Raw genomic sequence first — 15,528 nt, 5'->3', positions numbered from 1 at the left:
GAGTGGCGCAGACACGACGTGAGGGCCGGGACGACGGCATTCCTGTCGTACCACCCGGTATCCTGGAGAGCAGAAACCGCCAGCATCCGGCTGAGAGCCGTTCTGCGCCCCTGTCCACGATCGGGGCGCCCGCCGCCGGGTGCGCGACAGAAGGGCCCCACGTGGTCGCTCGACCGAAGACCGACGCCCAGGCTGACGCCTACTCCGGCAGCTCCATCACCGTCCTCGAGGGTCTCGAGGCGGTCCGCAAGCGTCCCGGCATGTACATCGGCTCGACCGGTGAGCGTGGCCTGCACCACATGGTCTGGGAGGTCGTCGACAACGCCGTCGACGAGGCCCTGGCCGGCTACTGCGACACGGTGCGGGTCACCCTGCTCCCCGACGGCGGCGTCCGGGTGGAGGACAACGGCCGCGGCATCCCGGTCGACATGCACCCGGTCGAGAAGCGCCCGACCGTCGAGGTCGTCATGACCATCCTGCACGCGGGCGGCAAGTTCGACGGCAAGAGCTACGGCGTCTCCGGTGGTCTGCACGGCGTCGGCGTCACCGTCGTCAACGCACTGTCCAGCGAGCTCGACGTGCGCATCTGGCGCGACGGCACCGAGTGGCACCAGCACTACGCCGAGGCCAAGCCCGGCCCGCTGGAGAAGATCGGCCCGACGAAGAAGCGCGGCACCCAGATCACCTTCTGGGCCGACCCCGACATCTTCGAGACGACGACCTACTCCTTCGACACGATCAGCCGCCGCCTGCAGGAGATGGCCTTCCTCAACGCGGGCCTGAGGATCGTCCTGCGCGACGAGCGCCCGGGGCACGGCAAGGCCGAGACCGGGATGGGCGAGGAGCTGTCGCTCGCCGAGGAGGCCCCGGCCCCCGACTCCGAGGCGCCGGCGTTCGAGCCGACCGAGGTCACGTACTTCTACGAGGGCGGCCTCAAGGACTACGTCACCTTCCTGAACCGGACCAAGACCCCGATCCACCGCTCGGTGATCGGCTTCTCTGCCGACGGCACCGGCAAGAACGACACGGCGATGTCGGTGGACGTCGCGATGCAGTGGTCCGAGGCGTACTCGGAGTCGGTGCACACCTTCGCCAACATCATCAACACCCACGAGGGCGGGACCCACGAGGAGGGCTTCCGCGCGGCGCTGACCTCGATCGTCAACCGCTACGCCGAGGAGAAGAAGCTCTTCAAGAGCAAGGACGAGAAGCTCACGGGTGAGGACATCCGCGAGGGCCTGGCCGCGATCGTCTCGGTGAAGATCGGCGACCCGCAGTTCGAGGGCCAGACCAAGACCAAGCTCGGCAACACCGAGGTCAAGGGCTTCGTGCAGCGGGTCTGCAACGAGCAGCTCGGGCACTGGTTCGAGGCCAACCCGACCGAGGCCAAGCAGATCATCACCAAGGCCAGCTCGGCCGCGCGCGCCCGTCGCGCCGCCCAGCAGGCCCGCCAGCTGGCCCGGAAGAACCCGCTGAACTCGACCGGCCTGCCCGGCAAGCTGGCCGACTGCCGCTCGACCGACCCGCGCAACTCCGAGGTCTACATCGTCGAGGGCGACTCGGCCGGTGGCTCGGCCAAGTCCGGCCGCGACTCGATGTTCCAGGCGATCCTGCCGATCCGCGGCAAGATCATCAACGTCGAGAAGGCGCGCATCGACCGGGTCCTCAAGAACACCGAGGTCCAGTCGATGATCACGGCCTTCGGCACCGGCATCCACGACGAGTTCGACCTGTCGAAGCTGCGCTACCACAAGATCGTGCTGATGGCCGACGCCGACGTCGACGGCCAGCACATCCGCACCCTGCTGCTGACCCTGCTGTTCCGCTTCATGCGGCCGCTGGTCGAGGCCGGGCACGTCTACCTGGCCCAGCCGCCGCTGTACAAGATCAAGTGGGGCGGCAAGGTCGGTGACGAGTACGTCTACACCGACAAGGAGAAGGAAGCCGTCCTCCGGGCCGGCGCCGAGGCCGGCCGCAAGATCAAGGACGACGCGATCCAGCGGTTCAAGGGCCTCGGCGAGATGAACGCGACCGAGCTCTGGGAGACCACGATGAACCCGGAGACGCGGATCCTGCTGCAGGTCACCCTCGAGGACGCCGCGACCGCCGACGAGCTGTTCAGCGTGCTCATGGGCGAGGACGTCGACGCCCGCCGCAGCTTCATCACCCGCAACGCCAAGGACGTCCGCTTCCTGGACGTCTGACGGACGACCCCCTGCCCCGCCATGTCAGGACCCCGTTCTCCTCACCCCTCGCACGCTCGCGGTGAGGAGAACGGAGCCGGCGGCGGGACCCTGCAGGGGGCCAGCCGCCTGACCTGGGACTTCGTCCCCCTGCTCGTGTACCGAATCGTGGAGAGCTGAACCGTGACCGAGACCCCTGCCCGCGACCGCATCGAGCCGGTCGACCTCCAGCAGGAGATGCAGCGCAGCTACATCGACTACGCGATGTCGGTCATCGTGGGCCGCGCGCTGCCGGAGGTCCGCGACGGCCTCAAGCCGGTGCACCGCCGCGTCCTGTACGCCATGTACGACCAGGGCTTCCGCCCCGACCGGAGCTACGTCAAGTGCGCCCGCGTCGTCGGCGAGGTCATGGGTAACTACCACCCGCACGGCGACTCGGCGATCTACGACGCCCTCGTGCGGCTGGCCCAGCCGTGGTCGATGCGCTATCCGCTGATCGACGGCCAGGGCAACTTCGGCTCCCCGGGCAACGACCCCGCGGCGGCCATGCGCTACACCGAGGCCCGGCTGACCCCGCTGGCCATGGAGATGCTCGCCAACATCGACGAGGACACCGTCGACTTCCAGCCCAACTACGACGGCAAGAACCAGGAGCCCCTGGTCCTGCCCGGGCGCATCCCCAACCTGCTGATCAACGGCTCGGCCGGCATCGCCGTCGGCATGGCCACCAACATGCCCCCGCACAACCTGCGCGAGGTGGCCTCCGCGGTCTTCTGGTTGCTCGAGCACCCGGACGCCGAGCCGGAGGAGGCCCTCACCGCCTGCATGCAGCGCGTCCTCGGCCCCGACTTCCCGACCGCCGGCCTCATCGTCGGCCGCGAGGGCATCGAGGAGGCCTACCGTACCGGCCGCGGCTCGGTGCGCATGCGGGCCGTCGTCACCGTCGAGGAGGACGCCAGGGGCCGGGTGCAGCTGGTCGTCACCGAGCTGCCGTACCAGGTCAACCCGGACAACCTCGCCGAGGCCATCGCCGAGGCCGTGCGCGACGGCCGGCTGCAGGGCATCAGCGAGATCGCCGACGAGTCCAGCGACCGCGTGGGTCGCCGACTGGTCATCACCCTGCGCCGCGACGCCGTCGCCAAGGTCGTGCTGAACAACCTCTACAAGCACACCCAGCTGCAGACCTCGTTCGGCTGCAACATGCTCTCGATCGTCGACGGCGTCCCGCGGACGCTGCGGCTCGACGAGCTGATCCGCTACTTCGTGCTGCACCAGATCGAGGTCATCCAGCGGCGGACCCGCTACCGGCTGCGCAAGGCCGAGGAGCGCGCGCACATCCTGCGCGGCCTGGCCAAGGCCCTCGACCAGCTCGACGCCGTCATCGCCCTCATCCGGTCCAGCGAGTCCGCCGACGCGGCGCGCAGCGGCCTGATGGAGCTGCTGGACATCGACGAGATCCAGGCGACCGCGATCCTGGACATGCAGCTGCGCCGGCTGGCCGCCCTCGAGCGGCAGCGGATCATGGACGAGCTGGCCGAGATCGAGGCCCGCATCGCCGACCTGCAGGCCATCCTCGACTCGCCCGAGCGGCAGCGGCAGATCATCCACGACGAGCTCGCCGAGATCGTGGAGAAGTACGGCGACGACCGGCGCACGAAGTTCGTGCCCAACGACGGTGACGTCTCCATGGAGGACCTCATCGCCGAGGAGGAGGTCGTCGTCACCATCACCCGCACCGGCTACGCCAAGCGGACCAAGAGCGACCTCTACCGGTCGCAGCGCCGGGGCGGCAAGGGCGTGATGGGTGCGGCGCTGAAGCAGGACGACATCGTCGACCACTTCTTCGTGGGCTCCACCCACGACTGGATCCTCTTCTTCACCAACAAGGGCCGCGTCTACCGGGCCAAGGCCTACGAGCTGCCCGAGGCCAACCGCACCGCCCGCGGCGCGCACGTGGCCAACATCCTGGCCTTCCAGCCCGACGAGCGGATCGCCCAGGTCATGCAGATCAAGGACTACAACGTCGCGCCGTACCTCGTCCTGGCCACGGCCAACGGGCAGGTGAAGAAGACCCGGCTGAGCGACTTCGACTCCCCGCGCAGCGGCGGGGTCATCGCGATCAACCTGCGCGAGACCGACGAGCTGGTGGGCGCCGCGCTCATCGACCCCGAGCAGGACCTGCTGCTGGTCACCCGCAAGGCGATGTCGATCCGCTTCAAGGCCGACGACGCCACGCTGCGGCCGATGGGCCGGGCCACCGAGGGCGTCCGCGGCATCTCCCTCGGCGAGGGTGACTCCCTGCTGTCGATGATCGTGGTCGAGGAGGGCGTCGACGTCCTCGTCGCCACCGAGCGCGGCTTCGCCAAGCGGACCGGGATCGAGAACTACCCGCCGCAGGGCCGCGGCGGCAAGGGCGTGCTCACCGCCGACCCCAAGGCGCGCAAGGGCAACCTGGTCGGGGCCCTGTCGGTCCGGCTCGGCGACGAGCTCTACGCCATCACCTCCGGCGGCGGCGTCATCCGGACCCCGGTCAACGGCGTCCGCCACAACAAGGACCGCGCCACCATGGGTGTCAAGCTCATGAACTTGCCGGAAGACGTGTCGATCGTGGCGATCGCCCGTACGACGGACAACGACGAGCCTGCCGCCTAGTCTGTGGACGACGACGGTGGAGGCGGGGTCGCCGGCCCGCGGTCGGGCAGCCCCGCCTCCGTCGTCCCAGCCATGACCGGCGCCCAGGCGCTCCCGGCCTCGCGCCGGGCACACCGGGTGCGAGGCAGCGGCGAGGGCCGCTGGGGAACGGGAGACTCGCATGAGCGACCGGACGCAGGGTTCGGTGCGCACCGGGGAGACCACCCCGGCACAGGGGACGGCGACCGGTCAGCAGCCCGCGGTCGACGGCAAGCCCTCGGTGGGGTCGACGCAGACCATCCCCGGCGCGAACACCGCCCGGACCAAGGCCGTCGCCGCCGACGGTGAGGCCCCGACCGCCTCCGGCCCGGCGTCGAGCACGCAGACCGCCGTCCCCCCGGCCACCGGTGCCCGACCCGCCGCAGGCGCCCGGCCCACCACCGGGGCCGAGGCCGCCACCGGCGCCCAGCCCACCACCGGGGCCCAGGCGGCCACCGGTGCGGCGAAGGCACCCTCAGGCGGCGGCGGCAAGACCGCCCGCGGCCCGCGCCGCGCCCGGCTGCAGCTGCGGCACATCGACACGTTCTCCGCGCTGAAGATCTCGCTGGTCCTGTCCATCGCGATGTTCTTCATCTGGATGGTCGCCGTCGGCCTGCTCTACGGCATCCTCTCCGGCCTCGGGGTCTTCGAGACCCTCAACGACCTGTTCGGCCAGCTCGGCAGCGCCTCGGGTGGCGACGGCCGCAGCGAGGTCATCACCCCGGGCATCGTCTTCGGTGGCGCCGCGGTCATCGGGGCCATCAACATCGTGCTGATGACCGCGCTGTGCACCGTCGCGGCGTTCATCTACAACATGTGCTCCGACCTGGTCGGCGGCCTCGAGGTCACCCTCTCCGAGCGCGACTGAGCAAGGACCCCGTCCTCCCCGCCCCTCGCACGCTCGGGGCGGGCCCCTGGACGGGGCCAGGGGTCCGCTGCCCACGTCTCGGCCGGGGACCCTCCGGGCCCCCGCGACCGCGCCGCTCCGGCTCGCCAGCCGTTCCCGACCCAGATGGGACCGTCGCCGCTCCGCCCATCCCGGGCGCTGTTGCGGGGTCGGTGCTGGCCAGAGCTCCGTCAGGCACGCGTCATCCGAAGTCGCTGGGGCCGGGGCCACCCCCCTGCGGACGGCGCAGAGCGGCCGGGTACGCTGGTCGAGGTCCACGGGCCTGTAGCTCAGGCGGTTAGAGCGCATCCCTGATAAGGATGAGGCCGGAGGTTCAAGTCCTCCCAGGCCCACCCGTGTTCCGGCGCCACCGGCCCACCCCGTCCCGGGGGTCGGTCCCGGCCCCCTCCCGAGGAGGGGGGACTCCCCTCGAGGAGGTACCCCGCGTGCTGAGGAAGCTGGTCTTCGCGGCCGCCGCCGCCGGCGCCCTCGCCGCCGTCCGCCGGCGCTCGTCCGGCAGGGCGGAGGCCGACCTCTGGGCCGAGGCCACCCGCGGCCCCCAGGGGGTCAGCACGCCCACCACCCGCTGACCCACCGGGAGGCTCCACCTCCCACCCCGGGGACGTAGCTCAATTGGCAGAGCACCGCCTTTGCAAGGCGGGGGTTAGGGGTTCGATTCCCCTCGTCTCCACTCCTCTGACCTGCGGATTCACCTCCGTCGGGGGCTCGGGCGAGCCCTCCGAAGGGGTCTCAGTCCGCAAAAAGTCCGCAACTCGTCCTCGGGATGCGGCCCGCAGAGTGTCCAGCCGGTCGGCCACGTCGTCCAGGTCGTCGTCGAACAGGTCGGCGTAGCGGTCCAGGGTCATGGCCGCCGAGGCGTGCCCGAGCATCCGCTGCACGGCCTTGACGTTGGCGCCGGCCTTGATCGCCAGCGAGGCTGCGGTGTGCCGGAGTTCGTGCGGTGTGAGCCCGGGCTCTCCGATGGCCCGGGCCGCGGCGTCGAACCAGGCGGACCGGGCGTTGCGGTTGCGCAGCACCGCGCCCTGCGGGGAGGGGAAGGCCAGCTCGTCCGCGGGGCGGGTCACCACCGTCCGGGCGAGCTCGTCGACCAGGAAGCGGGGCAGCGGCACCGAGCGGCGGCCGTGGGTCTTGGGGGTGCCCCACACCAGGCGGGAGCCGTCGACCTCGGTGACCGCCTCCTCGACGAGCACCCGCCGGCGCAGCAGGTCGAAGTGCCGCACCCGCAGCGCCGCCAGTTCCGACCAGCGCAGCCCGCAGTAGCCGAGCACCAGGACGGCGACCCGGCCGGGCCCGGCGGCGTCGGCGAGCGCTTCCAGCTGCTCGGCGGTCAGGTACCGGCGGCGCTTCTCCTGCATCGGGGGCAGTGCCACGCCGAGCGCGGGGTTGACGGCCAGGCGCCGGTCGCGCACCGCGAGGCCGAGGATGCCGGACAGGACGCCCTGCGCCTTGCGGACCGAGGCCCCGGCCAGCCCCCGGTCGGAGAGCTCGGACAGCCAGGTCTCCACGTCGCCGTGGGTCACCCGGATCAGCGCGACGTTCCCCCAGCGCGGCAGGACGTGGGTCTTGAGGACGTCGGCGTAGCGGGCACGACTGGTGGGCCTGAGGTTGATCTTCCCGGCGAGCCAGACGTCGGCCAGCTCGCCCACGGTCGTCCTGGCCCGCTTGGGGTCGACGTAGGTGCCGGTCTGCACGGCCGCGGTGACCTCGTCGAGCCATCGCTGGGCGTCGGCCTTGCGCTTGAAGTGGCGGGCGTGTTCCTTGCCGTGCTCGTCGCAGTACCGCGGCCGGTACGTGCCATCAGGCCGCCGCGCGATCGACGCCATCTTCGATCACCGCCTCTCTTCAAGCTCGGGCAGCCGTGGCCCGCGCCGATGCGCCTGGACGACCAACGCGGTCGTCCTGAGGCAAGCTTGCGCTCGACCCCCTGTTCCTCCGGCAGGCGCAGCCTGATCTGTGGATCGCAACGCCCGCCGTGGGTCGGGCCGGTCACGGACGGGCGTCCGGGGCAGGAACGACCCGGCCGTGCTGGGCATCGATCCAGCTGTGGAGGTCGTCGGAGCGGTAGAGGACGCGGCGGCCGAGGCGGAAGCTGCGCTGGCTGCTGGTTGGCGGCGACCCGCGCCCCACCCACGGCGTGGACGTGACCGGAGAGCCGCTGCAGCGGGGCATCGCGTCGCTGGAGGCGCACGGGCAGTACCTGGCCGGCATCCCCGGGCACCCGCCCCCGCGGGCGATGATCACCGGGATCACGGCGCTGCAGGGGCGGGCGATGGGGGTCCGCCACGCGGTGCTCTTCCGCGCCTTCGACTTCGCGGCCCCACCGCCGATCGCGCTCGAGGCGATGCGGGCGGCGGCCGAGCCGGTCGGCTGAGCGGGGTCAGCAGCCCCCGTCGCCGCCACCACCGCCGCCGCAGTCGCCGCCGAAGCCACCGCCCCAGCCGCCTCCGCCGCCGACCGCGCCGCCGTCGTAGTCGAAGACCGCGGTGCGGAGCTCGGCGTCCCAGGCGTTGGGACCGGCCAGGGCCACCGCCAGGGCGGCGTTCCCGCCCGTGGCCGGTGGGAACGGCGGGCTCTGCCGCACCTGCCGCAGGGCGGCCCGGCCCGCCCGCGTCAGACCCGACAGCGTCCAGAACGACCGCTCCCGCGCGTCCACGCCCCCGCGTCGGGTGAGCAGCCCGTTCCGGTCCAGACCGTCGGCGACGGTGGCCAGGCGACGGTCCGACCGCGCTCGCCAGGCGAGTCCCCCGAAGGAGCGTCCGCGCGGTCCCACGGCGTCCAGGACCACCGCCTCGACGGGGTGCCGACGGTGGGGGTCCACGACGTGCAGCCGGCCCGTGGCGCGGTCCACGCGCAGTCGCCCGTTCTCCACCAGGGCGACCACCGCGGTCTCCACCACGCGTCGGGGGCCGCCGGCCAGATAGGCGATCTCGTACAGGTCGGAGCGGAGCAGCGGGACGTGCGTTCCGGTCATGTCCGTCGTCCTTCAGGTCGAGGATCGAGGGGCTGCGGCCGCACGCCGACGGTCGCACGTCCCGCCCGACGTCCGCGAGCGTGCTTGCACGATTGCACGCGCGGATATGGTCCGGCTGTGGTCGACCGGGACTCGCCGTCGGTGCGCGAGCGGCGGCTGGCCCGTGCAGGGGTCAGTGAGCCATTCCCAGTAACGGCTCCGCCGGCCGTTGATCATGTCGTGCGGCCATGCACGTGGTGGAGCAGGACGAGGGCGGCGGCGGTGATGGCGCCGATGCGCTTGGTGAGCTCGCGTGCCTCGATCATGACCGGGACCTCTTCTGCGGATGGGGGTGGGTCCGCAGCGCTCAGCAGCGGACGTTGAGGCAGGTGACCGTGCCCGCGGGTGGGGCGAGCGAAGGATGGTCGGGCGCGGGGCGGGCAGTCATGCCTGCTGCGGCGTGCATGCCTGCTGCGGCGTGCGGAGTGGCTCGCTGTCGAGGCTGGCTGCCCTGGTCGCCGGTGATGCGGTGCGGCGGGGCCAGGTCCAGGCGGAGCGCAGGATGAAGGCCAGGAGCAGCACCTCGAGTCCGATGGAGAGGCCGTAGAAGTAGGACCAGGACCAGGACTCACCTACCGCGTTGAACACCGAGACGGGGATGTACAGCGATGCCACGACGAGGTTCGTGGCGCGGTTCACCTGGGCGGGAAGCGTCATGGAGAGCATCACCATCAGGGCCGGGATCGCTATGACCGCGACGAAAATGGTCAACAACGTCGGGGTGATGTCGAACTCAAAGACGACGCCGGCGCGGAGGTCGTCGATGACGCCGGGCCTGTGGAGGTGGAAGTAGTCGATGTAGATGTAGAGGAACATGAAGCTGGTCCATGCTGCTGCGAGTTTGGCCTGCACGGGCATGCGCCAATCTTCCAGCGCGCTGCGCGATGGCGGATTCTCTAGTGCGGTGTGGGATTGAGGCGTTCTCATCACAGTGCTCCTTGGCTTGGTCGGGTGGGTGCTTTCACCTTCACGGATGCCGGCGGCGGGCACATCAGCCCCGGAGCCTGATCCGACCTGGCCGTTGGCACAGCCGAGCTCTCGTACTTTCGGCCGATACCCCGAGCACGCGGGCTGCCTAGGCTGATCAGATGGCCACCAGCGCACTCCACGCGCTGTGGGTCGAACCTCGACCCACGAATGCCCCGGACCGGAGGCCGCGGGACTGGGCCTTGGTCGCAGTACTGATCTGCTGGTCCCTGCTGGAAGCGGTGCTCCGCCAGGACCTGGCGCCACGCCCGCTGCTGCTGCTCGACACGCTCGCGGTCACCGGCCCCCTGCTGTGGCGACGCACGCACCCGCTCGTCGCGGTTGCGGTCTCCTTCGGCACGTTGACGATCGTCGACATCGTCAGGATCCTCACCGGGTCGCAAGGCGCCCTGCTGAACAGCATCTCCGCGGCGCTGATCCTGGCCTACGCCCTGTTCCGGTGGGGCTCCGGTCGGGAAGCCGCACTCGGCCTCGGCGTCATGCTGCTCTGGCTGCCCATCACCACCGTCGCCGATCCCACCAGCCTGGCGGACACGGTCGGGGCGTACGCGTTCTTCCTATTCGCCGCCGCGCTCGGCGCCGCGATCCGCTATCGCACGAAGATCCGCATCCGCGACATCGATCAAGCCAAGGCCCGCGAACGCGAACAGCTGGCGCGCGAGCTCCACGACACCGTCGCCCACCACGTCTCGGGCATCGCCATCCAGGCCCAAGCAGGACGTGCCATCGCGGCCTCCCACCCCGAGCGTGCCGTCGAGGCCCTGGCCGTCATCGAGGACGCAGCGACCCGCACCCTCACCGAGCTGCGCGCCATCGTCGGCGTGCTCCGGGCCACACAGGACACCGACTTCGCGCCGCAGCCCGGCGTGGCCGAGGTCGAGCAGCTCGCCACCGATGGCCAGACGCGTCCCTGCGTCGAGGTGACGCTCTCCGGCGAGTTCGACGACCTCAGCCCGGCGGTCGGGGCCGCGATCTACCGCCTGGCCCAGGAGTCCGTCACCAACGCTCGACGGCACGCCCGCCACGCGACCCAGGTCACCGTCGCCGTCACAGGCGACGCCGACCGGGTACGGCTGACGATCGACGACGACGGCTCCTCCGGTGCTGGCGGCCGCGCCCCAGCGGGCTACGGCCTGGTGGGCATGCGGGAACGCGCCTCACTGCTCGGCGGCACCTTCCACGCAGGCCCCGCCGCCGAGCGGGGCTGGCGGGTAGAGGCGGTCCTGCCCCGAACAGGGACGCCACGATGAGCATCAGGGTCCTCATCGCCGACGACCAGCCCATCGTGCGCACCGGACTGACGATGCTGCTGGACGCCCAACCCGACATCGAAGTGGTCGGCGCGGCCGCCGACGGGCGCGAGGCAGTCCGCCTGGCGCTCCAGCTGCGCCCCGACGTCGGCCTGTTCGACATCCGAATGCCGCTGATGGACGGCATCGAAGCCACCCGACGCCTCGCCGGCCCCGACGTCACCGACCCCCTGCCGATCGTGGTCATCACCACCTTCGACCTCGACGAGTATGTCCACGGGGCGCTCAAAGCCGGCGCCCGCGGGTTCCTGCTCAAGGACGCCGGACCCGCCCTGCTGACCCAGGCCATCCACGCTGCCGCCGACGGAGACGCACTGATCGCACCCAGCGTGACTGTCCGACTGCTCGCAGCGTTCGCCCACGCACAGACCTCACCACCGAGGCAGCCGATAGAACCGCTCACCGCCCGCGAGGAGGAAGTCCTCGTGCCTGTAGCCCAAGGCCGCACCAACAACGAGATCGCCAGCGAGCTCTACATCACCCCGAGCACCGTCAAAGCCCACCTCGCCGGCCTCATGCGAAAGCTCGGCGCCCGAAACCGCGTCGAGGTCGCCATGTGGGCCCACGAGACCGGCCGCATCTGACGCTGCAAAGGCTCCCGCCGCCGTTTGCCGCAACTCCCCACCGCAGAACGACCAGTGGCGCACCGTGCTGGCCGAGTCCGAGGGCATCCACCAGCTCTACCGATCGTGGTCGGAGGACCCGCCATCGCCACCAGCGGATCGATGACGTCAGCCCTGAGCGCAGAAGACAGGAATGGGCGGTCAGCCGAGGGTCCACCCCGCCTCCCATAACCCGCCCTCCTCCGACTGCGCAGTGCCGGGGGAAGGGTGGGCCGCAGGCCCATCCCGCAGGGACGCGCAGCGCCCTTCCGGCGGCCGGCGCAGTCGGAGAGGCTCCTGCGGGTGTGGGGGCGGGTGCTGTCGTCAGGGCAGTGTCCGAGGCGCCGGCTGCGGTGGCCCCAGTCCGCACACAGTCCGCAGATGGTCCGCAGAATGGCCAAGATCGGCCAACGACAGCCGCGAGCGACCATCGGCAAAAGTGCTGGTCGAGTAGGGTCTCCAGTCAGAGCCCACTGTGCCAAACCACCCCTCGGTCGATTTTGCAAGGCGGGGGTTAGGGGTTCGATTCCCCTCGTCTCCACTCCTTCGACCCCGGGTCCGGCACGCAGCCGTCGCTGCCCCCGGTGCGTGCACTGCTCGGTCACGGTGCTGGCACGGCACGGCGCGGTGACGGCCTGCCGCTGACCGGTATGGGTACCGTCGCGCCTCGCTGTCCCGAGACCTGGAGGGCCCGACGTGAGCACCCAGCAGCCGGCACCCGACGCGCCGCCGCCCGTCTGGCGCCCCCTGCCGGCACTGCTCCCGCGCGAGCACAGTCCCTTCCGGCGCGGCTTCGGCCTCGGCCTGGGGGCGAGCCTGGGTGCCGGCCTGGCGCTGGGCGCGGTCGGCCTGGGGCTGGTCGTGGTCATGGTGCTGGCCCTCGTCGGGCTCGCGTCGAGCGGCGGCGAGAGCGAGTCCCTCGGCCCGGTGACGGAGACGGTCTGGGGTGAGCCGGGAGCCGGGGCGCGGCTGATCGCCGTCCCGGTCACCGGGGTCATCCTGGGCGGGGCGAGCGACGGCGTCACCTTCGGCGGCGCGACCTACGGCTACGACGTCGCTGACACCATCGACTCGCTGGGGACCGAGGACGCCGACGGGCTGGTCCTGGAGCTCAACACACCGGGCGGCACCATCTACGGCTCGCGCGCCATCGCCGACGCCGTGGAGCGCTACCAGAAGCGGACCGGCAACCAGGTGATGGCCCACGTGCAGGGCCTGTCCGCCTCGGGCGGCGTGTACGCCATGGCCGGGGCCGACCAGATCGTGGCCGACCACGGCAGCCTCGTCGGCAGCATCGGGGTGGTCATGGGTCCGTTCCAGCGTTTCCGCGACGTCACCGGCATCCCTGGCTCGCTGCTGGAGCCGGGCGTGACCACCGAGGGCGGCATCACCGAGGAGTACTTCACCCGGGGCCGCGGCAAGGACTTCGGCAACCCCTACCGCGACATCACCGAGGAGGAGCGGGCGGTCCTGGGCGCCGGCCTGGACCGGGAGTACGCGGAGTTCGTCGCGTGGGTGTCCCAGGCGCGCGGCATCCCGGCGCAGACGATCGTCGACGAGCTGGGTGCCTTCGTCTTCGACGGCTACACCGCCGTCGACCGTGGGCTGGTCGACCGGGTCCTGGGCCGCGAGGAGGCCTACCGGTACGCCGCGGAGATGAACGGCGTCGACCCCGACGACACCCGCGTGGACCGCATCGTCGGGCCCGGGTTCCTCGAGTCCTTCCTCGGCGCTGACTCGCCCGTGGGCGGCATCGGCGCGGAGGTGGTCGAGCCCGGCCGCAGCACCGTGTGCACCGGCGCTCCGCTGGTCCTGGCCTACCACGGGGAACTCTCGGCCGCCTGCACCGAGGGCTGAGCGCCCCGGCCGCTGCGACGCCCGGCCGGTCCGGTGGGAGAGTGGACGTCGTGACTCAAGCGACTCCTGCACGCCGCGCCGTCCTGCACACCAACCACGGCGACATCACCGTCGACCTGTTCCCCGACCACGCCCCCAAGACGGTCGCCAACTTCGCCGACCTCGCCGAGGGCCGTCGGGAGTGGACCCACCCGCAGACCCGCGCGAAGACCACCGACCGCCTCTACGACGGCACCGTCTTCCACCGGATCATCGACGGCTTCATGATCCAGGGCGGTGACCCGCTGGGTCAGGGCATCGGCGGGCCGGGCTACCAGTTCGGCGACGAGATCCACCCCGACCTGGCCTTCACCAAGCCCTACCTGCTGGCCATGGCCAACGCCGGGCCCGGCACCAACGGCTCCCAGTTCTTCATCACCGTCGCGCCGACCACCTGGCTGACCGGCAAGCACACCATCTTCGGCGAGGTGGCCGACCAGGCCAGCCGGGACGTCGTCGACCGCATCGCCAAGGTGCAGACCGGCCGCGGCGACCGCCCGGTGGAGGACGTCGTCCTGCAGTCGGTCGAGGTGCAGCGCAGCTGACCACCACCCCGGACGACGGGGGCGCCGGCCAGCCGCAGCCGGCGCCCCCGCCACCCAGTTGCTACCGGCACCCGGACCGGCCCACCCGCATCGCCTGCACCCGCTGCGGCCGCCCCATCTGCCCGGAGTGCATGACCCCCGCATCGGTCGGCTTCCAGTGCCCGGACGACGTCCGGGCCAGCAACGCCGGTGTGCGCCGGCCCCGCCAGGCCCCGCTGCTGCAGCGGGCCGGACGGCGCTTCGGCGCGGTCACGGTGACGCTCATCGCGCTCAACGTGGTGGTCTTCGTGGTCACCGCGGTCTCCGCCGGCCTCACCGGTGCCAACCCGCTGGACAACCAGTTCTCGCCGCTGTTCGTGCAGCTGGCGCAGATCCCGGTCCTCGTCGAGCTGGGCGAGGACTGGCGGCTGGTCACCGCGGCGTTCCTGCACATCGGTGTGCTGCACCTGGTGCTCAACATGCTGGCGCTGCTGGTCTTCGGCTCCGAGCTGGAACGCCAGCTGGGCCGGTGGCGCTACCTCGCCGTGTACCTCGTCTCGCTGCTCGGCGGAGCGGTCGCGCTGCAGCTGTTCGGTGAGCCGGGGCGCCCGGTCGCCGGGGCCTCGGCCGCGATCTACGGCCTGCTCGGCGGGCTGGCCGTGGTCATGATCTCCCGCCGGGAGGACCTCCGCGGTCTGCTGACCCTGTTGGCGATCAACGTGCTCATCAGCTTCCTGCCCGGCGTCTCCCTGCTGGGGCACCTGGGCGGCCTGGTGGCCGGCTTCGTCGCCACCGGGGTGGTCGTGCTGGCCCGCCGGCGCACCGAGCTGCAGGTGCTGAGCCTGATGCTGCTGACGGCGGCGCTCGTGGTGGTCGCGCTGACCGTCCCCACCCTCGTCGTCCTCGCGTGAGGACCACCCTTCCCCCCACGCCTCGCAGGCTCGGCGCGGGGCCCTGAGGGGTGGCCGTCCAGTCCGTCACCAGGGTCGCAGCGCGCACAGCGCCCGGGCGACGTCGCCGGGGTCGGCGCCCAGGTCCCGGCGGCCGAGCAGCACCAGCTCCCCGTCGTCGTCCGGCCCGGCGGCGGTGTCCAGCTCCAGCAGCCGGGAGCGCAGCCCCCACCGGCGGGCGTCGCGCACCCGCACCTGCAGCCGGGCCCACGGCAGCACGCTGGTTCCGCCCAGCCGGCGGACGGTGACGCCCTCCGGACCGGCGGCCAGCCGCGGGCGCAGCAGGCGGTCGCGTGCGGACAGGGCGAGCAGCAGGACGGCGGCCGCGCCGACCAGCACCCGGCCGAGCGGGTCCAGGACCACCGTGGCCAGGCCCAGGACGACGCTCGCCGCCGCCAGGACCGCCGTCTCCCCGGTGCGCGGCGACCACTCCACGCCGTCCAGCCTCCCAGGAGGAGGACCCCGTCCCACCCACGCCTCGGAGGAGGA

Annotated in this window: 13 protein-coding genes, 2 tRNA genes and 1 pseudogene; 12 read left to right on the top strand and 4 right to left on the bottom strand. The window is 71.7% G+C overall.

Annotated elements, in window-relative coordinates; all coding sequences use genetic code 11:
- Positions 1–161 precede the first annotated feature (161 nt).
- The 6 genes from gyrB to ACWIX7_RS12895 all read left to right on the top strand — a co-directional run bounded on the left by gyrB (position 162) and on the right by ACWIX7_RS12895 (position 6,430).
- Positions 162–2,204 carry a DNA topoisomerase (ATP-hydrolyzing) subunit B gene (gene gyrB / locus ACWIX7_RS12920; protein WP_448621934.1) on the top strand — a complete coding sequence of 681 codons (2,043 nt, stop codon included), beginning with the start codon at positions 162–164 and terminating at the stop codon, positions 2,202–2,204.
- Between the two features lie 162 nt (positions 2,205–2,366).
- On the top strand, positions 2,367–4,835 hold the full coding sequence (gyrA, locus tag ACWIX7_RS12915; protein ID WP_448621933.1) for a DNA gyrase subunit A: 2,469 nt from the start codon (positions 2,367–2,369) through the stop codon (positions 4,833–4,835).
- 160 nt (positions 4,836–4,995) lie between these two features.
- Positions 4,996–5,721, top strand: a complete 726-nt coding sequence (locus ACWIX7_RS12910) for a DUF3566 domain-containing protein (protein ID WP_448621932.1) — start codon at positions 4,996–4,998, stop codon at positions 5,719–5,721.
- A gap of 297 nt (positions 5,722–6,018) precedes the next feature.
- Positions 6,019–6,092: transfer RNA gene (locus ACWIX7_RS12905), tRNA-Ile, on the top strand.
- A 93-nt stretch (positions 6,093–6,185) separates the two neighbouring features.
- Complete coding sequence (locus ACWIX7_RS12900; protein WP_448621931.1) at positions 6,186–6,329, top strand: DLW-39 family protein; 144 nt, start codon at positions 6,186–6,188, stop codon at positions 6,327–6,329.
- 28 nt (positions 6,330–6,357) lie between these two features.
- Positions 6,358–6,430 (top strand) — tRNA-Ala (locus ACWIX7_RS12895).
- A 205-nt stretch (positions 6,431–6,635) separates the two neighbouring features.
- On the opposite strand, the pseudogene ACWIX7_RS12890 reads toward ACWIX7_RS12895, so the two are convergent.
- Positions 6,636–7,583, bottom strand: a pseudogene (locus ACWIX7_RS12890) (tyrosine-type recombinase/integrase); the annotation flags it as partial.
- A gap of 317 nt (positions 7,584–7,900) precedes the next feature.
- Here ACWIX7_RS12890 and ACWIX7_RS12885 point away from each other — a divergent pair.
- Positions 7,901–8,131 (top strand): hypothetical protein, encoded by a 231-nt coding sequence (locus ACWIX7_RS12885; RefSeq protein WP_448621930.1) that lies wholly within the window; start codon positions 7,901–7,903, stop codon positions 8,129–8,131.
- A 6-nt stretch (positions 8,132–8,137) separates the two neighbouring features.
- Here ACWIX7_RS12885 and ACWIX7_RS12880 read toward each other — a convergent pair whose 3' ends face one another.
- Both ACWIX7_RS12880 and ACWIX7_RS12875 read right to left on the bottom strand, forming a co-directional pair.
- Positions 8,138–8,731, bottom strand: coding sequence for a TIGR04222 domain-containing membrane protein (locus ACWIX7_RS12880; RefSeq protein ID WP_448621929.1), 594 nt, complete (start codon positions 8,729–8,731; stop codon positions 8,138–8,140).
- A gap of 423 nt (positions 8,732–9,154) precedes the next feature.
- Positions 9,155–9,628: a DUF6326 family protein gene (locus tag ACWIX7_RS12875; protein ID WP_448621928.1), complete on the bottom strand. Its 474-nt coding sequence runs from the start codon at positions 9,626–9,628 to the stop codon at positions 9,155–9,157.
- Positions 9,629–9,939: 311 nt separating this feature from the next.
- Between ACWIX7_RS12875 and ACWIX7_RS12870 the strand changes: the two genes are divergently transcribed.
- From ACWIX7_RS12870 to ACWIX7_RS12850, 5 genes are all read left to right on the top strand, one after another.
- On the top strand, positions 9,940–11,007 hold the full coding sequence (locus ACWIX7_RS12870) for a sensor histidine kinase (RefSeq protein WP_448621927.1): 1,068 nt from the start codon (positions 9,940–9,942) through the stop codon (positions 11,005–11,007).
- The gene (locus tag ACWIX7_RS12865; RefSeq protein ID WP_448621926.1) at positions 11,004–11,651 is read left to right on the top strand and encodes a response regulator; all 648 of its coding nucleotides are present in this window, start codon (positions 11,004–11,006) and stop codon (positions 11,649–11,651) included. The genes ACWIX7_RS12870 and ACWIX7_RS12865 overlap by 4 nt, the downstream gene beginning before the upstream one ends.
- 714 nt (positions 11,652–12,365) lie before the next feature.
- Complete coding sequence (locus ACWIX7_RS12860; RefSeq protein ID WP_448621925.1) at positions 12,366–13,526, top strand: S49 family peptidase; 1,161 nt, start codon at positions 12,366–12,368, stop codon at positions 13,524–13,526.
- A 50-nt stretch (positions 13,527–13,576) separates the two neighbouring features.
- Positions 13,577–14,110 carry a peptidylprolyl isomerase gene (locus ACWIX7_RS12855; protein WP_448621924.1) on the top strand — a complete coding sequence of 178 codons (534 nt, stop codon included), beginning with the start codon at positions 13,577–13,579 and terminating at the stop codon, positions 14,108–14,110.
- A 131-nt stretch (positions 14,111–14,241) separates the two neighbouring features.
- Positions 14,242–15,000 (top strand): rhomboid family intramembrane serine protease, encoded by a 759-nt coding sequence (locus tag ACWIX7_RS12850; RefSeq protein WP_448621923.1) that lies wholly within the window; start codon positions 14,242–14,244, stop codon positions 14,998–15,000.
- A 66-nt stretch (positions 15,001–15,066) separates the two neighbouring features.
- Here ACWIX7_RS12850 and ACWIX7_RS12845 read toward each other — a convergent pair whose 3' ends face one another.
- A complete protein-coding gene (locus ACWIX7_RS12845; RefSeq protein ID WP_448621922.1) occupies positions 15,067–15,474 on the bottom strand; it encodes a PH domain-containing protein in 408 nt (135 codons plus the stop codon).
- Positions 15,475–15,528 lie beyond the last annotated feature (54 nt).

It is taken from the genome of Geodermatophilus sp. URMC 65, from assembly GCF_053502545.1.
The sequence above is the reverse complement of the archived record's forward strand: the minus strand, read 5'-3'. Positions and strand labels throughout refer to the sequence as shown.